This window comes from Rhizobium sp. P1_E1, from assembly GCF_056406015.1.
In genome coordinates this window covers 23,737-41,359 of sequence record NZ_JBFUAY010000032.1, presented here as the reverse complement: position 1 = coordinate 41,359, position 17,623 = coordinate 23,737, and the positions used below count along the sequence as shown (strand labels likewise).

Genomic DNA, 17,623 nt, shown 5'->3' with positions numbered 1-17,623 from the left:
GAACCAAAGCCGCGCTGCGGTGTTTACAGACACGCCTCATAACTCCGAAAGGAAAGCTTCTCATGCAACGACTTCTCCTATCAGGCCTTGCCCTTGCCGCACTGGCCGGCACCGCCTTCGCCCAGCAGCCGCCCGCTCCGCCATCCGCCGGCACTCCGCCCGTGGCGGGCGATCCGGCGTCACCGCCGCCTCCGCCTCCGCCGTCTCCGCCGTCTCCGTCCGCCTCTGATGACGATGAGCGGATGATGGGCGGGCCGGATGCACGGCCGGGAGATCGCCCCGATTACCGCTGGCATGGTCGGAGAGGCGACATGGGCTTCCGTGGCGACATGGGCTTCCGTGGTCATCGCCCGCCACCGCCACCGCCGTCCAAGGCAGCGCATTTCCGGATCGAGGATGGGAACACCCGGATCGATCTGAAATGCGCCGAGGACGAACCGATGAAGGCCTGCGCCGATCTGCTGCTCCAGGTGATGGACCGCCTGCAGGGCCAGGACTGATCATCCGCGCTTGAGGCGGATGCCGTACAATAATGCAACCGTCCGCGTCTTTCTCGCGGGCGGTTTTGCGGGTTTCTCGGGGGCCGTGACACCGCCGTCGAAGTCAAACGCCATCCTGTAGACCTCAAGGAATGATGCCGCCGCTCGAATTGCTCGATCCCCCGCATGGTTTGCCCTCAGCGACCAAGGGGCCAACGGGTCATTGGCCTTCGGCTCACCGTGTGACGCGGGCGGCCGACGTTCCCGAGTAGCGGTCGCCGTGGATCTCGATACCTGAGAAGACCGAGTCGATCTCGGCCAGTTCTTCCGATGTGAAGGTGTTGTCGGCGGCGGCGATGTTTTCTTCCAGCCGGTGCAGCTTGGTGGTGCCGGGAATGGGGACGATCCAAGGCTTGCGCGCCATCAGCCAGGCGATGGCGACCTGGGCTGCGGTTGCCTTTCTGCGAGCGGCAATGGCCTCGATCGCATCGACCACCGGCTGGTTTGCCTTGCGGTTTTCGGCCGAAAGGCGCGGATTGGTCTTGCGGTGGTCGTTGCCGCCTTCGAAACTGGTGTTCTCATCCATCTTGCCGGTGAGGAAGCCGCGGCCGAGCGGGCTATAGGGCACGAAGCCGATGCCGACTTCTTCGAGGATGGGCAGGATTTCCCGTTCCGGGTTACGCCACCACAGCGAATATTCGCTTTGCAACACGGTGACGGGCTGCACGGCATGGGCGCGGCGGATAGAGTCGGCATCGGCTTCGGAGAGGCCGAAATGCAGCACTTTGCCGGCGTCGATCAGATCCTTGACCGTGCCTGCCACCTCTTCGATCGGTACGGCAGGGTCGACCCGATGCTGGTAGAAGATATCGATGCGATCGGTGCGAAGCCGCGTGAGGGCTTCTTCGATAACCTGCCGGATGCGAACCGGCCGGCTATCCAGGCCCACATCAGGCCGGCCATCCTTGAAGCCGAATTTCGTCGCGATCACCACCTCATCACGGATCGGCGCCAGCGCCTCGCCGACGAGATCTTCGTTGGTGAACGGCCCGTAGGCCTCTGCCGTGTCGAAGAAGGTCACGCCCCGCTCATGCGCCGCCCGCAAGAGCGCAATGGCATCGCCGCGCTCCATCGCCGGCCCGCGATGATAGTTCAGCCCCATGCAGCCGAAACCGATCGCCGAAACGTCAGGGCCTCTTTGGCCGAGCTTGCGTTTGATCATGCGGATGTCCTCCTCAGGTTTGATCCTACCCTAAGGGCAAAGGCTGGTATCGATTAGCYGGTGATATCGGCATGGGCTTATGAGTTGGGTTCATGAATGTCGCCCGACGAACTGGAAAACGGCGAATTGCAAAAGGGCGGGCGAGGGCTGGTTTGCGCTGAAGGYCGATGGCGTGACGTCATGACGCCAGCCGGAAGGCTCCGCTTTGCACGGCTTCGATAACCGCGCCCAGCGTCTCTTTCCTGCCTTGCCCATCCGTCGACAGAACATGTCGCTCAAACGCACCCAGCGATGAGAACTGTCGATGGAGCTCTGCAATAGGGCCGGGATCGGTCAGCGTATCGCCGCCACGCTCCCGGCAGCGCCGGATGGCGACATCGAGCGGCGGACGCAGAATCACGTAGTGGAGGGGTGTCGCGATTTTCCGGAACGGTTCCAGGAACCACGGCCCGACAATGCCGTCCACGACGACGAAGTAGCCTCCGCCGGCATAGCCCGCCGCGGCCTTCGTCAACACGTCGACGACAACGATGTTCTGTTCATGAGCTTCCGGCAGATAGGGCGGGATCACGCCGTTCTTGATGAAATGCCAGAAGTCGTCGGAATGAAGATGGACCTTCGGCGAGCCGGGCTCGCTGGCGAGCGCCTCGGCCGTCGTGGTTTTTCCGGAGCCCGGCGGCCCGGTGAGAATGAGAACTTCACCCGTGTGATCCATCGCGTGGCAATTTCGCACGAAGCAGCATCGTTTCGCAATTAGCCGATAGGGGGTGGGTAATAGCCCGGTATGCCCCTTCGTTCCGAGGACGCCGCTGAAGCGGCAGCTACTCCGGCAGTCCCGCCATCCTGAGAGCCTCGATATATCGATTGCGATCGTCCGGTCGCCGGAATGGTGGCAGCACGTCGGCGAGATTGGAAAGCCGGAGGGCGGGGTCCATCAGGCACAGGCGAGTGATTGTTTCCCCGGCTTGCGCCAGCCGTCCGGCCATGGCCTGGCCCGCCGCCATCACGCGCATGGCGCTCGGGTAGTTCGGCTGGTGCCGTAGCGATTTTCCCGCCCAAGCGGCAGCGTCGTCATAATGGCCAGCGCAAAAATGCGCGAGGCCGGTGTTGAATTGCCAGGCGAACAGGCGCGGATCCAAAGGGCTGAGGCGCATGGCAAGTGCTGCGTGTTCAACGGCCTTGTCGGGCTCGCCGAGGCAAGCCTTCACCCAACTGCTGACACCGAGCGCAGCGGCCAGGTTCGGGTTGAGAAAGACTGCGCGATCGATGCAGGCCGCACTGTCGTCGAGGTCACCGCCGACATAACCAATGACATATCCGCCGTAGGTGAGCGCAACCGCATCGTCCCAGCCGAGTTCGACCGCTCTGCGGGCCAGCCGGGTGGCTTCGGCGGTTTCCTCTGCGGGATTGAGCATCCAGCCGTTGCTCTTTCGGGTGGCGTAGCAGCGCGCCGCTCGGGCATGGGCTATGGCGAATTCCGGGTCACGCTCGATCGCCTTCATGAAAAGCCGTAGGGCCTCGTCGATGACCGATCTGTTGGTGATCGTCCGGTCGAAGGCCGCCAGGCCGCGGAGATAGTAGTCGTAGGCGTCGAGGCTCTCGGTCGGCTTGCGTTTGGCGCGCTCGATCTCAGCCTCCTCCACTTTCGGCGTTATGGCGCCGACGATGCTCGAGGCGACCTGATCCTGGAGATCGAAGACATTCGCCAGTGTTCCGTCAAAACGATCGGCCCAAAGATGTGTACCGGTGGACGTATCGATGAGCTGCCCGGCAATGCGCAGGCGGTCACCCGTCCGGCGCACACTTCCTTCGACCACATAGCGTACGTCCAGCTCGCGTCCGACCTGCTTTATGTCGACCGCCTGACCTTTGTAGGTGAAGCTCGAATTCCGTGCGATGACATAGAGGTGGCGGAATTGAGCAAGCGCGATGGTGATGTCCTCGACGATGCCGTCGGCAAAATATTCTTGCTCCGCATCACCGCTCAGATTCTGAAACGGCAATACGGCAACCGATGGCCGGTCGTGATGTTTCGCCGGGGCTGGGAAGACCTGCGGCTGTAAGGCCACGTCGAGGCTGGGTGCCGTCCGCTGATGTTCGGATCCCTGGCGCGATTGCAGCGAAGCGGCCAGGGAAAAGGTCTCTGCCTCAGGTTCTGCCTGAAGATGCTTCTTCAAGAACGCCCGACAGGCTTCGAACTGGCGCAAGGCCGCGTTTTCGTGACCCCTGAGAGCGTGGATCCGCATCAGCGCCCGATGGGCGGCCTCCACGGTCGGGTCCACGGCCAGCAGCCTCTCGGCGAGCCCTTCGCAAGCCGATTCTTCCGCGGAGCCCGGCTCGGAGAACGCGAGGCTCAACCGCTCCACCAGCTGCAGCGCCTTGCGTTGATATGTGCTCCGATAGGGTCCAAACCACTCATCCAGCCCGTCCGGAATGGCCTCGCCTGCGAGCACCTCGCCGCGGTAGAGGTCGGCGGCGAAGGCGAGATCGGCCGTCCGGCCGGCCTCCAGTTTACGGTCGAAGATCGAAATGTCGGTTTCATCAGGACCTGTTATCAGCGCGACGGTCTCCTGATCCCCGTCGATGTAGACGGCGGCATCTCCCCCGCTCGGGAACGATCGTCTGATATCCACCAGCGCCTGCCGCAGGCTATTGCGGGACTGCTCACTGCCTCGTCCCGGCCAGAAGGCTTCGGAAAGCAGTTCCCTGCGATGGCCACGGCGGCCTGCAAGCGCCAGGGCAGCAAAAAGAAGTGACGTCTTGCGCGTGGTGAAGCGGATTTGCCGGTGCTCCCGGGACGTCACTTCAAGGCCACCCAGCAACCTGATGCGCACAGATCGTCTCCCAGATTTCGACCGCCACCGCAGAATAGCATTTCGGCAGATAGATTTAACACCGATTTAGCGGCGGCTTGTCGAAGTTTTCCTGGCCGTTCACGCTGAACCGAACAGCCGCAATACGTCCGCGTGTCAGGCTCCCATCTGCAAATCTCACACATGGGAGACTGAAAATGGCTCACACGGAAACTCACGCCGGCATCAGCGCGCCGAAAGGACAGTTGTTCGGGTTCAGGTCCAACAGCGTCGCAATGATCGTCGCTGCCCTGAGGAAGTGGCAGCGGAGCGTCGCAAGACGGAAAGCATTGGCAGACATGACGCCCGACCAACTGAGGGACATCGGTCATCCCCGGGATGACATCGGTCATCCCCGGGCCAATCGACCCGTGCTCGAAATCAAAGCGGGGCTGATGACGAAGTTGATGTCGATGCGATAATCGGAACGTTCCACCGTGCGGACGCGTCGGCTGTCGGTCGACAAGGCGAGGATCCAAGGCGCAAGCTTTGACCGAAGGCAATCATTGATTCCTCCGAGGATGTAATGCCGATCGATTTTCAGCATGCACAGCCCCGTCAATGATTGGCGGGGTTTTTTGCTGTTCGGCGGCAGGTGGGCTGTGGGTGTGGGCGAGTCCGCTCTGTCGGGGCAGGGACCGTTGATCTGGCATTCACCCTTCGCCATCAGAGTCGTCGGTTTTTCCGCTGCGGCGATTTCGACTATGATGGGGCGCTGGAACGATCGGGAGGGCACGGCATGATCGATCATATCACCATCGCAGTGAGTGACCTTGAGAAGAGCAAGCTGTTCTATGAGCGCGCTTTCGACCCTCTGGGTTATCGCCTCTCCTTCGGAAAGGAGGGCGTATTCTGGGCCTTCGATGTGGGTGGCAGCCTGTTCGAAATCCAGCGCACCGAAGACAAGCCGCCTCTGACGCGTGTGCACGTTGCCTTCCGGGTTCGGAGCAGGGCGGAGGTCGAGGCGTTTTATCGGGCCGCGCTCGACGCCGGCGCCCGGGACAATGGCGCGCCCGGCCCGCGGCCGGAATATGAAGAGAACTATTATGCCTGCTTCGTTCTCGATCCCGACGGATACAATATCGAAGCGATGCTCAATGAGCCGGCGCCGCAAGGGTGAGGCGCAGGGCTCCGCCCAAAGAATGCAATCGAGGGGGAGGTGGATATGTCGAGTTTCAGGAACGCCGTCGTCTCTTTGCCCGGTAAGGAGCGCGTGGCGAGGACGCCCTTTGGCGCGAGGATCGTCATCCATGCCACGGCCGCCGAGACCGGCGGCGCGCTCGGGATGTGGGAAACCTTCACACCGCCCGGTCATGGCCCGGCCCCGCACACGCATACGCGGGAGACGGAAGTCTTTCGGGTCATCCGCGGGCTCTATCGATTCCAATGCGGCGACGAGGCGTTCGACGCGCCTGTGGGAACCGTCGTCGTTCTGCCGCCACATGTGCCGCACAGCTGGCGAAACATAGGCGACGAACCCGGCCAGATGTTCGGCACGGTCACGCCAGGCGGCTGCGAGCAATTGTTCATCGATATCGAGGCTTTTGGTGCTGATACGCCCGAGAAAATCGCGGTGATCGAAGCGCGACTGGGGATCATCAACGACATCACGCTTGCCCTCGGATTGACAGGCCTGCAACCGCGCTGATCGTCCATCAGGGTGTCGATCGGATCCAGTTCAGACCTGCGCCATCGCCCGCCACAACAAGTCTCATTGGAGCGGCTCTTTGACTTGGGCATCGGCCCTCTTGCATCTCAGCCTTCAGTTTCGATGACAGCGGCAAGATCGGCAGTTGTGAACGGCTTGGTCAGCACCGGTCGGCCGGCAAAGGCGGGATCGATACCCGCTGGCCCATATCCGGTCGCGAAGGCAAACGGGATACCGCGCTGCTGAAGGACTGCCGCCACCGGGAATGACTGATGCCCGGCGAGGTTCACATCGAGAATGACGAAATCAAGGTTACCGTCGCCGGCAACCTCCAGCGCCGTGGGCAATCGCGCGGCTGTCGCGACCACTTCGTGACCGAGGTCCATGAGCATGTCCTCGATCATCATGGCGATGGTCATTTCATCTTCAACGACAAGGACGCGCTTGGCCATGTCATTCATTCCGCAGACGGTCTGCGGGAGCGTCGAGACGGAAGGAAAAACCCGTTTCGGCGAACGAGATATCCACACTGCCTCCGGTCTCCGCGGCAAGGCCGCGCTGGATGAGGACCGTGCCGAATCCCTTCCTCTTCGGCTGCTCTACGCGCGGTCCGCCATGTTCGTCCCAGTCTATGCGGTAGCGTTGCGTTCCGTCGTCGATGATTTGGAGGGAGCATTTGACGCTGACGGCGCCGCCATCATTCGACCATGCGCCATGACGGACAGCGTTTGTGCCGAGTTCGTGAAAGGCCATGGTCAGCGCCAGGGCCGTTTTTGCGGAAACCCGGATATCGTCTCCGGTCAGCTTCCATCGCTCGCCGTCCGGCCGATGCGGAACGGTCGCCTGGTCGAGCGTCTGTTTCAACGACGCGCTGCTCCACAGTTCGCCTGTCAACAGATCATTGGCACGGCCGAGCGACACCAGCCGCGCCGTGAAACTGTCCAGTGCACGAGGGATGTCTTCAGCATCGCGGAAGGTGCGGTACGCAAAAGCCTGCACCATCGCCAGATTGTTCTTAACGCGATGGTTGAGCTCATGAACGATAAGTTCCAGCTGTTGCTGCTTGCGTCGCCGCTCGGTGATATCGGTCGCGGCCCCAAACCATTCGACGATAGCGCCGCCGTCATTCAAGACTGGAACCGCTCGTGACAGCACCCAGCCGGTACTGCCGTCGGCCCGCCGGACGCGATGCTCACATTCGAAAACACCCTTGCTTGCGATGGCCTCGTCGATTATCGCCTGGATCGCGGGAATGTCCTCGGGAAACAGATAGGCCTCCTGCCACGCGACAGTTGGATTGGCCGTGTCTGCGAGAACATTGCGACCGTCGAGCTGCTGCATCTCCTTCCAGTCGGCGCTCATACGGTAGACGATGTCGGTCGTCGCAGTCGTGAACGCCCTGAACCTCTCTTCGCTCTCGCGCAGCCGACGCTGGGCAAGGACGCTTTTCGTGGTTTCGACGACGATCGCGATGACGCCGGCGGGTTTTCCGCTTTCGTCGAGGACTGGCGAATAGTCGAGGTTCATCCAGGCAGGAGCCGGACTGCCGTGGCGCAACAACGTCAACTCCTGATTCTCGTAGGCGAGTGTTTTCCCTGACAGTCCGACCTTCATCACATTGTCATTAAAGTCGGCAATTTCGCTCCAGCCCTCGCGGACCTTCGAACCGAGAAGATCCGGATGACGGCTGCCTGCGAACACGGAGTAGGCGTCGTTATAGATCATCACGCCGTCTTCKCCCCATAGAAGAACGATTGGCACGGGTGAAAGCAAGAGCATATTGGTGGCCGTCTTCAGACTTTGCGGCCAGAGGTCGAGAGGACCGAGCGGCGTTTTGCTCCAGTCGCGGGTCTGGATCAGCCGGCCAATTTCTCCGCCACCGACAGGAAAGCGAGCTGTGAGTGGCTGAGGGGATTCGGAATCCAAGGCTCGCTCCAAATTTTGATGGTGTTTCTAATTAGCGCATCCCTTGATTTTTTCCACCCATGGATGTCGTGGCTTCTCCCTACCAACCTCTCTTGAGCATCGGCGCTTATTGAGCCGATCACCCTCTACGCCCGCGACATCGCCCGCCAGGCGGCCGGCGGGGTGGCGAAGGCGCGGGAGAAGGCGCGGTTGAAGGCGGCTTCGGTGGCATAGCCGGCCTCGTAAGCGATCGCCGCGATCGGCTGGCTTGTGGTGGCGAGCGCCACGCTTGCGAGGTAGAGCCGCCAGTCCCTGATATAGCGGATCGGCGAGGTCGAGAGCACCGTCTGGAAGCGATCGGCGAGGGCGCTGCGCGAGAGGCCAGAGGCCGCCGCCAGTTGCTCCAGCGACCAGTCGCGTTTGGGATCGCCATGAATGAGGGAGAGGCAGCGCGAGAGCGCGGGGTCGCCAAGCGCTGCCAGCCAGCCGACGGAACGCGACTCGGCCATCATGATCTGATGGCGCAGGATCTCGATGAAGATGATTTCGGTCAGTCGCGGCAGCATCGAGACGCCACCGGCGCGCCGCCTGTCGACCTCCTCGACCATCTGGCGGATGGTGGCGCGCAGCCAGTCGCCGTCATTGGCTGCCCGTGTCCTGACATGGATCAGCCTGGGCAGCGCCTGGCGCAGCGGCGCAAAGCTCAGCCCGCCCCATTGCAGATAGCCGCAGAGCAGCCGCACGCCTTGCGCGGCCTCGCCGTAGCGCAGCACGGGAATCTCACGCCACGGCTTTTGCGGCAGGTCGCGGGTCGGCAGCACCAGCTTGCCGTCTCTTCCCGCGCCGAGCTGATGTCCGGTGCCGAAGGGAAAGACCAGCACGTCGCCCGCCTCGAGATCGGCCTCTTCACCTTCCGTCTTCAGCCAGCAGCGGCCCTCCACAACGATGTGAAACGGCATCGTGCCCGAAGCCTTCGCCGAAAGGCTCGCCAAGGCCGGCGTGGCATCGGTCTGCCAGTCGCCCGTCGGCATGAAGCAGAACTGCAGTGATCCCGACAGGCGGATCGTCGACAGCAGCGCCGACAGCACGTCGTCACGCGCGACACCCGCAGCGCCTGGATTTTCGGACAAGGCTTCACGCATTCCGGCCAAATACGCGCCCCGCGCACCCTCCTATCATCAGCTCGTTCAAACAGGGTGAACGCTGTTCACCCTGACAAACGGGAGAATACTATGCAAACCCAAAGCGACAAGCTGGTCGTGCTCGTCAACAAAGGCATCGAATCCGAACTTTCCTCCGTCGCCTTCACCATTGCCAATGGCGGCATCACCGCCGGGCTGAAGGTCTCGGTGTTCCTCACCAGCACCGGGATCGACCTGGTGCGCAAGGGCGGCCAGCGCATGACGCATGTGCCGCCGCTCGATCCGCTGTCGAGCCTGATCGAGAATTTCCAGCAGCGCGGCGGCACGATCTGGGCTTGCCCGCCCTGTGTGACCTCGCGCGGTTATACGCAGGAAGACTTGCTCGACGGCGTCGTCATCGTCGGTGCCAGCGCCATGCATGCCGAGATCAAGGAAGGAGCTGCGACGCTATCGTTTTGACGATACTCCGTCGGGATGGGCGGGAGTTTGGGCGGCGTCTCCCACCGGTTTCTTCAGGCTTTGCGGATCGGCGACAGGTGCAGAGAAATACCAAACGCCTATTCTTGCGTTCGGCAATATACTTGTGAGATTGTATCGATATACGTGCGATAATGCCTGGAGCGGCAGCGCGGGGGCTTCGATGACATCCGTGAGGGTCAATGAGCTGATATCGGTGGCGGAGCAGCCCGACGCCGCAGGTTTTGCCGCCTTCGCGGCTGATGGTTTTGCCGCCGTCATCAATGCCCGACCGGATGGCGAGGAGCCGGGGCAGCCGGGCAATACCGCGGAAAAGGCTTCCGCCGCCACCGCCGGGCTCGCCTACAGCTTCGTGCCGGTGAAGGGAACCGAGATCACCGAGGCCGATATCCGTGCCTTCCAGGCAGCGATGGCCGAGGCCAAGGGACCGGTCGTCGCCCATTGCAAGAGCGGCACACGAGCGTTGACGCTCTATGCACTGGGCGAGGTGCTCGACGGGCGGATGAAGCCCGGAGATGTCGAGGCCTTCGGTCAAAACCTCGGCTTCGATCTTGCCGGCGCGCGCCGCTTTCTGGAAAAGCGGGCAGGGCAGGCGGCTCATGTGAAGGCCTTCTTCGAGCCCCGCACCTGCAGTGTACAATATGTCGTTTCCGACCCGGCGACGAAACGCTGCGCCATCATCGACCCGGTCCTCGATTTCGACGAGATGTCGGGGGCGACGGGAACGGCCAACGCCGACGCCATCCTCGCTCATATCAAAAGTGAGGGGCTGACGGTCGAGTGGATCCTCGACACGCATCCGCATGCCGATCATTTCTCCGCCGCGGATTATCTGCATGAGAAGACCGGCGCGCCGACGGCGATCGGCGCCCATGTCACCGACGTGCAGATGCTCTGGAAGGAGATCTACAACTGGCCGGCGCTTAAAGCCGACGGCTCGCAATGGGACCGGCTGTTTGCCGATGGCGACGCCTTCGAGATCGGTGCGCTTAAAGCCCGCGTGATGTTTTCGCCCGGGCACACACTCGCCTCAGTGACCTATGTAGTCGGCGACGCCGCCTTCGTGCACGACACAGTGTTCACGCCGGATTCCGGCACGGCGCGAACCGATTTTCCGGGCGGCAGCGCCAGTGCCCTCTGGCACTCGATCCAGGCCATCCTATTGCTGCCCGAGGAGACCCGGCTCTTTTCCGGCCACGACTACCAGCCCGGCGGCCGCCACCCCCGCTGGGAAAGCACGGTGACCGCCCAGAAAAGCGCCAATCCTCATATCGCAGGCATCGACCAGGCCGGCTTCGTTGCGCTGCGCCAGGCGCGCGACCGCACGCTGCCGAAGCCGAAGCTGATGTTGCATGCGCTGCAGGTCAATATCCGCGGCGGGCGGTTGCCCGAGCCGGAGGAGAACGGCCGGCGGTATTTGAAGATACCGCTGGATGCGTTGTAGGGGCGGAGTGAATAGGACGGCGACGGCGTCTGGACGATTGCGCCGCCGGACAAAGGGCTGAGTATCAGGAACGACCTTTGCCATCGAGCAATTCTGATACTGGAAGCGGCAGGTCTGGATGTGCACGACATAAATCGAGCAGATCTTCTCTTGCATCAGGGTAATCCTGAAGCGCTGCACGACGGTACCATTTGAAAGCCTCTGTCAGATTGATCTCGCAGCCCACGCCGTGCTCTTTCATTTGGGCTAGCCTGTATTGCGCACCGGCATGATCCTGGTTTGCGGCCTGGCCGTACCATCTCACGGCGTCTGTTGGATCGATATCGCAACCGTCGCCGTCCTCTCTCATCAAGCCCAATAAATACTGTGCGTCGGCATGGCCTTGACTGGCGCCTCTATCAAGCCACTCGACGCCTTCCGGCGCGCTCTGTGCAACGCCGTCCCCCATGAGATACAGGCCAGCCAGGAGGAATTGCGCATCGACATGACCTTGTTCGCCCGCTTTCCGAAGCCATCTCGCGCCTTCGGCTTTATCCCCGGTGACACCTTCACCTCGTGCGGTCATATGGCCTAATTCAAATTGTGCTTGTGCATCGCCTTGCTCGGCTGCTTGGCGAATTGCGTCTATCCTGGCTGCGGCGAGATCGGTGCTATCCGGATTGCTCATTGCTACATCAGACCTCGTTGAAATCGGTGGCGCCAAAGCTATGTCGGGGGCCCGCCTTCCGCAATCCGTCGTGACGCACGCCGACTGATGACCCGACGCCAGCGCCGCAGACGATAGCTTTTGCGCGAGGGTGCTCGCGAGTTTTGCTTCGAGGTCTCGCAATTTGCCGCGGTGGGCCGGCACGATCCTCCGCAATAATCATTGACGTTAGGCAGGTCTGCGACGTAACTGGGTTCGACGGTTCCCTGAAGATGACTCCAAGGGGATTAATAGGGAACACGGTGAGGACGACCCAGTAGGGACCGAGACCGTGGCTGCCCCCGCAACTGTAAGCGGATTGTCGATCATCTCAGGAGTGGCCAGCGACTGGCCATCTCTGAAGGGCCTATGGCCCTGCCACTGCGGATATCGCGGGAAGGCGGATGTAACGACGGATATCCGCAAGCCAGGAGACCTGCCGTCAATCACGATCCAATCAACCGGGCGGGGATGCCCGGACAAGGAACAGATATGATTGACCTGCTGAACCTTCGCCGAATTCCGGCATGCATCCGTCTCGATTGGGCCTCCTGCGGCTAGGGCACGCTTAAGCGTGCTTTCGGTCCGCGCACATGCGCGGAACGGCCGTGATTTTTTCCTTCATCGAGGTTTTCCATGCGCCAGATTCTCGCCGCCATGACATTTGCCTTCGGGCTCGCCGGCCTTGCGGCACCAAGCCTTGCCGCGACGCACTACCCCCTGACCGTCAGTAATTGCGGCCAGCAGGTGACTTTTCAGAAGGCGCCCGCCAGGATCGTTTCGATCGGCCAGGGTATGACCGAAATTCTTTTCTCGCTCGGCCTTGCCGACAAGATCGCCGGGACGGCCGTCTGGGTCGGTCCAGTCCTGCCGCAATATGCCGAGGCCAACAGCAAGATAAAGCGGCTTGCCGACAACGATCCGAGCTTCGAATCCGTCGTCGGGCAGGAGCCCGACCTGGTGGCGGCCGAGTTCGAATGGCATGTCGGCGCGCAGGGCTCCGTCGGCAAGCGGGAACAGTTCAAGGATCTCGGGATCAATACCTATCTCGCGCCGGCCGATTGCGTCGCCAAGGTCAACACAGATGGCGGCGACGGCGTGCGTGGGGAATTGTTCACGATGGACCTGATCTACCGGGAAATCGCCGAGCTCTCGGAGATTTTCGACGTGAAGGACCGCGGCGATGCGCTGATTTCGGCGCTGAAGAAGCGCGAGGCGGATGCTGTCGCGTCGATATCGGGCGCATCGGGCAAGAACCTGCCCGTCGTCTTCTGGTTCTCCAGCAAAGAGGTCAGCGGCGACGCCTTCATCGCCGGCAAGAACAGCGCGCCCGCCTATATCCTGAAGACGATCGGTGCGAAGAACGTCGTCACCACGGAAGAGGAATGGCCGCTGGTGGGTTGGGAAACCATCGCCCAGGCGAACCCTGCCGTCATCGTGCTCGCGACCATGGACCGCCGCCGTTATGCGGCTGACGATCCTAAGGTCAAGGTCGATTTTCTTGAGAACGACCCTGTGACCAAGGAGCTCGACGCGGTCAAAAACAAGCACTTCGTGATGATGGACGCGCAGTCGATGAACCCGACGATCCGCACGATCGATGGCATCGAGACATTGGCGAACGGCATCAAGTCCTTCGGCCTGGCGCAGTGAAGGCAATGTCGGTCAGGCAACAGGGATGGTGGGCGCTTGCCGCGCTCACCATTGCCGCACTTCTCCTGCTCGGGCTGATGATCAGCCTTGCCGTTTCCATCGGCGAGATCGCAATTCCCGTTGCGACCACGGCGGAGGCGGTCTCGAACCGGCTGTTCGGAACGAATTTCGAGATCAGCCGCATCCACCAGGGCATCGTCTGGGATTATCGTCTGAGCCGCGCGCTCGTCGCGGCCAGCGCCGGCGCATCGCTCTCGCTTTGCGGTGCGATCCTGCAGGCGCTGCTGCGCAATCCGCTGGCCGAACCCTATGTGCTCGGCATCTCCGCCGGCGCCTCGACGGGCGCCGTCTGCGTGATGATCCTCGGCTTCGGCTACGGTATTCTCGGCCTCTCGAGCGGCGCCTTCATCGGTGCGGTGATCGCCTTTCTGCTGGTCGGCTTCCTGGCAACGGGTGCGGGAGGAAGCGGCGAGCGCATCATCCTTTGCGGCGTCGCCGGTTCGCAGCTCTTCAATGCGCTGACCTCCTACATCGTGACGACATCGGCGAATGCCGAGCAGGCGCGCGGCATCCTGTTCTGGCTTTTGGGTTCGCTCAGTGGCGTGCGCTGGCCCGATGTCTATCTGTCGGTGCCGATCGCGCTTGCCGGCTTCATCATCTGCATGGCCCATGTGCGGGCGCTGGACGCCTTCGCTTTCGGCACGGATGCTGCCGCCTCGCTCGGCATTGCCGTACRCCGCGTCCAAATCGTGCTGTTCGGCATGACGGCGGCGATGACGGCAAGCGTCGTCAGCATGGTGGGTTCGATCGGCTTCGTTGGCCTCGTCATCCCTCACGCCGCCCGCTTCCTCGTCGGGCCGGGGCATGGGCGGCTGCTGCCGGCAACAGCGCTCGGCGGTGCGATTTACATGGTCGGCGCCGATATTGTTTCGCGCGTCATCATACCGCAGCAAATCCTGCCGATCGGCGTCGTCACCGCACTCTTCGGCGCGCCGGCCTTCGCCATCATCCTCTATCGCGTGCGAGGGAATGCATGAGCATCAGCGTCGACGAGGTAAGCTTTGCCGCCGGCGATACCGTCATCGTCAACGGCGTCAGCCTAACGGTGGAAAGGGGCAAGGTGTTCGGCCTGCTTGGGCCGAACGGTTCCGGCAAATCGAGCCTTCTCAGATTGATTTGCCGGCTGCGCAAGGTTCGCAGCGGCGTCATCCGGCTGGGTGATGACGATATATCCTCGCTGTCGCGCGCAGCGCTTGCGCGGCGCGTCGCCTTCGTCGAGCAGCAGACGACGACGGATACGCAATTGACGGTGCGCGACGTGGTGCGGCTCGGCCGTACGCCGCATCGCGGGCTGTTGTCGTCCTGGGGCGCCGGAGACGACGCAGCCGTCGACGAGGCCCTGTCGCGGACGGGCATGCGGGAGAGGGCGGGCCAGCTCTGGCAGACGCTGTCGGGCGGTGAGCGCCAGCGCGTCCATATTGCCAGATCGCTGGCGCAGGCGCCGAGCGAACTGCTGCTCGACGAGCCGACCAACCATCTCGATATCCAGCATCAGCTCGACATTCTCTCGCTGATCTCGAAGCTCGGCATCACCTGCATCGTCGCACTGCACGATCTCAATCTGGCGGCGATGTTCTGCGACAGGCTGGCGGTGCTTCAGAAAGGCGAGGTCGTCGCCTCGGGGGCGCCGGAGGAGGTGCTGACGGAGGATATGATCGGCCGGGTCTTCGGCGTTCGCGCCCATGTCCAGAAATCGGCCGTGCACGGCCGGCATCATATCCAATACGTCATGGATTGAGGAATGGCGGGGAATTTCGATCTCAAGAGGAGGTATGGCCTCGCTAGCCTTTTTCCCGGACTGGCGTATTATTTCCTGCGGTCGAATGGAGTTTCGAGATGCTCGAACGAAATCAGCTTCCCCTGCGCCCTGTCGCACCCGGCTTCGCTGTCGCCTGGGTCGTCGTCATTTCAGGTGCGAGCGTCGCTCTCAGCCTGCTTTTCGCCTGCATAACGCCCTTCGTGGCCTTGGCGGCGGTATCGGCTGTCATTCTTCCCCGGCGGATGGCGGTGACGGCGGTTCTGCTGGCCTGGCTCGCCAACCAGATGGTCGGATATCTCGTGCTCGGTTATCCCCAGACCTGGGACAGTTATGCCTGGGGTCTGGCGATCGGTATCGCGGCATTTGCGTGCCTGGCTACGGCGCTCGGGGTACTTCGTCTGTCGACAGATCTTACCGTTACGATGGCCGGCGCCTTCCTGGCCGGGTTCGTTGCCTATGAAGGCGCGCTGTTTGCTGCAACGGCGGTGCTTCCGTCAGGTGAGGGCGCGTTTTCGGCAGCGGTGGTGGCGAATGTTCTGCTAATCAATTCTCTCGCGGCGATCGGGCTCATCTGCCTGCATGCCGGCGCGGCGGCCAGCCGGGCGCTTGTCGCAAGACAGCCGGGAACGGTGTTGTCTTAGGCTTCAGGCGCCGAAAACCGCATTGTCTCCCGCAGCAGCTCGATGGCCTCTGAGACCGATGGCCCTTTGACCGGTGGCGGCTCTGCGCGTTCGCAGAACTCGCGCCAGACAAACAGCGTCAGTTCCGCGCCACCCGTTGCGGTTTCCCCTGGCCCCTCTGCGAAATTCTCGAGCAGACGATAGCGAGCGTCCTTCCAGAACAACTCCTCCACCCAGTCATATATCGGGATCACATGAAAATGGATCGGGTAACCAGGCGAGTGCCCGTATCGGCCGATATAGACGCGCTGAGCATTCAATTGCTGTTTCAAAGCACTCTGAGCTCTTGCCAGCAAAGGGCCGAATTCAGCCAAAGCATCTTCGGACAAATCCGACAGATCGTTGGTGTCGGTCTTGGAGCTGATCATGAGGTAACCGGGAAGGGCAGAATTGATGCGGTGGTTCACAAACCATCCTGCCGTCTCGGCGACGTGAAAGTGCTGGGGAATCTCCACGGACTTACTCCTGATGCACCCTTCAGGGGCTTCGATGAATCCCGCTAGAGGCCGGTATCGCGGTGACGTCAGAAAGGACGCTGTAACACATTGGATTGCTGCATCATTTTATTCTTAAATCGACTCCGATTTAAGGTATGGGTTGAGATAGCAGCCGGCAACGGTTATTTGGTGCCGACCTGCAAGCGGACTCTCCGCGAACGACAAGGCGCATAGCTCCCATGATCCCCGATTTCCTCGTCACCCATTCCGGTGGCTTTCATGCCGACGAATTGCTGTCGAGCGTCATCCTGACCCGGCTTTTCCCGCAGGCGCGGATCGTCCGCAGCCGGGCGCCGGAGTGGATCACGCCGGGCGAAGACCGGATCATCTATGATGTCGGCGGAGCCTATGACCCCGCTGYGGGGATGTTCGATCACCACCAGCGCGGCGCGCCGCTGCGCGACGATGGCCAGCCCTACAGCTCGTTCGGCCTGATCTGGAAGCATTACGGCCGTGATTATCTCACGGCCTTCGGCCTTCCCCAAGCACATGTGGAAGCGATGCACGGCTCTTTCGACGCCAGCTTCGTGCTGCCGGTCGATCTGACTGATAATGGCGCGCTCAGCCCCTCGGGGCCGTTGGCCGGGTTGACGCTGCCGGCGCTGCTGGAGACCCTGAAACCGGTTTTCGACGAAGCGGACCCTGAGGCCGATAACCGCGCCTTCCACGCGGCCCTTGCCATTGCCCGCAGTTTCGTTGAGGCCAGGATCGCCCAGAGTGCCGCAAAATTGCGGGCCGAGGCGATTGTGCATCGGGCAATCGAAGCTGCGGGGCAGGGGCGTGTTTTGGAATTGCCGAGGGGCATGCCTTTCCGTCCCGCCATCGTCAAGGCGAGCGCCGATCACCTGCTGTTCGTCGTTCATCCGCGCGAAAAGGACTGGTGCGTGACCGGCATCCGGCGCGCCGAGGAGGGGTTCGAGCTCAGGGCTGATCTGCCGGCGGCCTGGGCCGGGCTCACCAATGGCGCACTGGAGGCGGTTTGCGGCATAGAGGGCGCAAGCTTCTGCCACAACGGCCGCTTCATCGCCGCCGCCAGGACCCGCGAGGCGGTGCTTGCCATGGCCGATTTGGCGGTAAAGGAGGCGCTTTCAATCGGGGCGTAGTTAAATGGCGGCGGTTG

Annotated in this window: 20 protein-coding genes and 1 riboswitch; of the genes, 11 read left to right on the top strand and 9 right to left on the bottom strand. The window is 62.1% G+C overall.

The features are described from left to right. Positions 1 to 62 precede the first annotated feature (62 nt). On the top strand, positions 63 to 500 hold the full coding sequence (locus AC1D1Z_RS14050; RefSeq protein ID WP_130652668.1) for a hypothetical protein: 438 nt from the start codon (positions 63 to 65) through the stop codon (positions 498 to 500). Between the two features lie 214 nt (positions 501 to 714). Here the strand turns inward: AC1D1Z_RS14050 and AC1D1Z_RS14045 are convergent, their stop codons facing one another. From AC1D1Z_RS14045 to AC1D1Z_RS14035, 3 genes are all read right to left on the bottom strand, one after another. Further along, the gene (locus AC1D1Z_RS14045; RefSeq protein WP_130652667.1) at positions 715 to 1,701 is read right to left on the bottom strand and encodes an aldo/keto reductase; all 987 of its coding nucleotides are present in this window, start codon (positions 1,699 to 1,701) and stop codon (positions 715 to 717) included. A 178-nt stretch (positions 1,702 to 1,879) separates the two neighbouring features. Next, positions 1,880 to 2,416, bottom strand: a complete 537-nt coding sequence (locus AC1D1Z_RS14040; RefSeq protein WP_112903868.1) for an ATP-binding protein — start codon at positions 2,414 to 2,416, stop codon at positions 1,880 to 1,882. A gap of 106 nt (positions 2,417 to 2,522) precedes the next feature. Next, on the bottom strand, positions 2,523 to 4,535 hold the full coding sequence (locus AC1D1Z_RS14035) for a BTAD domain-containing putative transcriptional regulator (protein ID WP_130652666.1): 2,013 nt from the start codon (positions 4,533 to 4,535) through the stop codon (positions 2,523 to 2,525). Between the two features lie 176 nt (positions 4,536 to 4,711). On the opposite strand from AC1D1Z_RS14035, the gene AC1D1Z_RS14030 reads away from it, so the two are divergent. Further along, positions 4,712 to 4,975, top strand: a complete 264-nt coding sequence (locus AC1D1Z_RS14030) for a YjiS-like domain-containing protein (protein WP_018447101.1) — start codon at positions 4,712 to 4,714, stop codon at positions 4,973 to 4,975. Here the strand turns inward: AC1D1Z_RS14030 and AC1D1Z_RS14025 are convergent. Next, positions 4,903 to 5,304, bottom strand: a complete 402-nt coding sequence (locus tag AC1D1Z_RS14025; protein WP_165403071.1) for a hypothetical protein — start codon at positions 5,302 to 5,304, stop codon at positions 4,903 to 4,905. The genes AC1D1Z_RS14030 and AC1D1Z_RS14025 overlap by 73 nt on opposite strands. Here AC1D1Z_RS14025 and AC1D1Z_RS14020 point away from each other — a divergent pair. Further along, a complete protein-coding gene (locus AC1D1Z_RS14020; RefSeq protein ID WP_130652664.1) occupies positions 5,293 to 5,673 on the top strand; it encodes a VOC family protein in 381 nt (126 codons plus the stop codon). The two genes, AC1D1Z_RS14025 and AC1D1Z_RS14020, sit on opposite strands and share 12 nt — an antisense overlap. Before the next feature lie 45 nt (positions 5,674 to 5,718). Beyond that, positions 5,719 to 6,201 (top strand): cupin domain-containing protein, encoded by a 483-nt coding sequence (locus tag AC1D1Z_RS14015; RefSeq protein ID WP_018447102.1) that lies wholly within the window; start codon positions 5,719 to 5,721, stop codon positions 6,199 to 6,201. Positions 6,202 to 6,308: 107 nt separating this feature from the next. On the opposite strand, the gene AC1D1Z_RS14010 is transcribed toward AC1D1Z_RS14015, so the two are convergent. The 3 genes from AC1D1Z_RS14010 to AC1D1Z_RS14000 form a co-directional block, all read right to left on the bottom strand. Continuing rightward, the gene (locus AC1D1Z_RS14010) at positions 6,309 to 6,653 is read right to left on the bottom strand and encodes a response regulator (RefSeq protein ID WP_018242640.1); all 345 of its coding nucleotides are present in this window, start codon (positions 6,651 to 6,653) and stop codon (positions 6,309 to 6,311) included. A gap of 1 nt (position 6,654) precedes the next feature. After that, positions 6,655 to 8,127: a sensor histidine kinase gene (locus AC1D1Z_RS14005; RefSeq protein ID WP_130652663.1), complete on the bottom strand. Its 1,473-nt coding sequence runs from the start codon at positions 8,125 to 8,127 to the stop codon at positions 6,655 to 6,657. A 125-nt stretch (positions 8,128 to 8,252) separates the two neighbouring features. Continuing rightward, complete coding sequence (locus AC1D1Z_RS14000) at positions 8,253 to 9,248, bottom strand: AraC family transcriptional regulator (RefSeq protein WP_018447104.1); 996 nt, start codon at positions 9,246 to 9,248, stop codon at positions 8,253 to 8,255. Between the two features lie 90 nt (positions 9,249 to 9,338). Between AC1D1Z_RS14000 and AC1D1Z_RS13995 the strand changes: the two genes are divergently transcribed. Continuing rightward, positions 9,339 to 9,707 (top strand): DsrE family protein, encoded by a 369-nt coding sequence (locus AC1D1Z_RS13995; RefSeq protein ID WP_130652662.1) that lies wholly within the window; start codon positions 9,339 to 9,341, stop codon positions 9,705 to 9,707. Positions 9,708 to 9,888: 181 nt separating this feature from the next. Beyond that, the gene (gene blh, locus AC1D1Z_RS13990) at positions 9,889 to 11,169 is read left to right on the top strand and encodes a bifunctional sulfur transferase/dioxygenase Blh (RefSeq protein ID WP_130652661.1); all 1,281 of its coding nucleotides are present in this window, start codon (positions 9,889 to 9,891) and stop codon (positions 11,167 to 11,169) included. 64 nt (positions 11,170 to 11,233) lie between these two features. Here blh and AC1D1Z_RS13985 read toward each other — a convergent pair whose 3' ends face one another. After that, positions 11,234 to 11,836, bottom strand: a complete 603-nt coding sequence (locus AC1D1Z_RS13985) for a tetratricopeptide repeat protein (protein ID WP_018447106.1) — start codon at positions 11,834 to 11,836, stop codon at positions 11,234 to 11,236. Between the two features lie 221 nt (positions 11,837 to 12,057). Further along, a riboswitch (cobalamin riboswitch) is annotated at positions 12,058 to 12,312 on the top strand. A gap of 178 nt (positions 12,313 to 12,490) precedes the next feature. On the opposite strand from AC1D1Z_RS13985, the gene AC1D1Z_RS13980 reads away from it, so the two are divergent. The 4 genes from AC1D1Z_RS13980 to AC1D1Z_RS13965 all read left to right on the top strand — a co-directional run bounded on the left by AC1D1Z_RS13980 (position 12,491) and on the right by AC1D1Z_RS13965 (position 15,967). Then, positions 12,491 to 13,507, top strand: coding sequence for an ABC transporter substrate-binding protein (locus AC1D1Z_RS13980; protein WP_018447107.1), 1,017 nt, complete (start codon positions 12,491 to 12,493; stop codon positions 13,505 to 13,507). A 5-nt stretch (positions 13,508 to 13,512) separates the two neighbouring features. Continuing rightward, positions 13,513 to 14,544, top strand: a complete 1,032-nt coding sequence (locus AC1D1Z_RS13975; protein ID WP_477850882.1) for a FecCD family ABC transporter permease — start codon at positions 13,513 to 13,515, stop codon at positions 14,542 to 14,544. Next, positions 14,541 to 15,305 (top strand): ABC transporter ATP-binding protein, encoded by a 765-nt coding sequence (locus tag AC1D1Z_RS13970; RefSeq protein WP_018447109.1) that lies wholly within the window; start codon positions 14,541 to 14,543, stop codon positions 15,303 to 15,305. Before AC1D1Z_RS13975 ends, AC1D1Z_RS13970 begins: the two co-directional genes overlap by 4 nt. A gap of 98 nt (positions 15,306 to 15,403) precedes the next feature. Beyond that, entirely contained in the window at positions 15,404 to 15,967 is a 564-nt protein-coding gene (locus AC1D1Z_RS13965) for a hypothetical protein (protein ID WP_018242633.1), read from the top strand. Here AC1D1Z_RS13965 and AC1D1Z_RS13960 read toward each other — a convergent pair. Next, positions 15,964 to 16,461, bottom strand: a complete 498-nt coding sequence (locus AC1D1Z_RS13960; RefSeq protein WP_018447111.1) for an HIT family protein — start codon at positions 16,459 to 16,461, stop codon at positions 15,964 to 15,966. The two genes, AC1D1Z_RS13965 and AC1D1Z_RS13960, sit on opposite strands and share 4 nt — an antisense overlap. A gap of 221 nt (positions 16,462 to 16,682) precedes the next feature. On the opposite strand from AC1D1Z_RS13960, the gene AC1D1Z_RS13955 reads away from it, so the two are divergent. Further along, positions 16,683 to 17,606: an MYG1 family protein gene (locus AC1D1Z_RS13955; protein ID WP_477850879.1), complete on the top strand. Its 924-nt coding sequence runs from the start codon at positions 16,683 to 16,685 to the stop codon at positions 17,604 to 17,606. The last annotated feature ends 17 nt before the right edge of the window (positions 17,607 to 17,623 follow it).

Bases quoted from the DNA above. Each gene is read 5' to 3' on its own strand.
- AC1D1Z_RS13985 (WP_018447106.1), bottom strand. From the start codon at position 11,836: ATGAGCAATCCGGATAGCACCGATCTCGCCGCAGCCAGGATAGACGCA.
- AC1D1Z_RS13995 (WP_130652662.1), top strand. From the start codon at position 9,339: ATGCAAACCCAAAGCGACAAGCTGGTCGTGCTCGTCAACAAAGGCATC.
- AC1D1Z_RS14000 (WP_018447104.1), bottom strand. From the start codon at position 9,248: ATGCGTGAAGCCTTGTCCGAAAATCCAGGCGCTGCGGGTGTCGCGCGT.
- AC1D1Z_RS14030 (WP_018447101.1), top strand. From the start codon at position 4,712: ATGGCTCACACGGAAACTCACGCCGGCATCAGCGCGCCGAAAGGACAG.
- AC1D1Z_RS13970 (WP_018447109.1), top strand. From the start codon at position 14,541: ATGAGCATCAGCGTCGACGAGGTAAGCTTTGCCGCCGGCGATACCGTC.
- AC1D1Z_RS14020 (WP_130652664.1), top strand. From the start codon at position 5,293: ATGATCGATCATATCACCATCGCAGTGAGTGACCTTGAGAAGAGCAAG.
- AC1D1Z_RS14040 (WP_112903868.1), bottom strand. From the start codon at position 2,416: ATGGATCACACGGGTGAAGTTCTCATTCTCACCGGGCCGCCGGGCTCC.
- blh (WP_130652661.1), top strand. From the start codon at position 9,889: ATGACATCCGTGAGGGTCAATGAGCTGATATCGGTGGCGGAGCAGCCC.
- AC1D1Z_RS14025 (WP_165403071.1), bottom strand. From the start codon at position 5,304: ATGATCGATCATGCCGTGCCCTCCCGATCGTTCCAGCGCCCCATCATA.
- AC1D1Z_RS13980 (WP_018447107.1), top strand. From the start codon at position 12,491: ATGCGCCAGATTCTCGCCGCCATGACATTTGCCTTCGGGCTCGCCGGC.
- AC1D1Z_RS14010 (WP_018242640.1), bottom strand. From the start codon at position 6,653: ATGGCCAAGCGCGTCCTTGTCGTTGAAGATGAAATGACCATCGCCATG.
- AC1D1Z_RS14045 (WP_130652667.1), bottom strand. From the start codon at position 1,701: ATGATCAAACGCAAGCTCGGCCAAAGAGGCCCTGACGTTTCGGCGATC.
- AC1D1Z_RS13965 (WP_018242633.1), top strand. From the start codon at position 15,404: ATGCTCGAACGAAATCAGCTTCCCCTGCGCCCTGTCGCACCCGGCTTC.
- AC1D1Z_RS14050 (WP_130652668.1), top strand. From the start codon at position 63: ATGCAACGACTTCTCCTATCAGGCCTTGCCCTTGCCGCACTGGCCGGC.
- AC1D1Z_RS14015 (WP_018447102.1), top strand. From the start codon at position 5,719: ATGTCGAGTTTCAGGAACGCCGTCGTCTCTTTGCCCGGTAAGGAGCGC.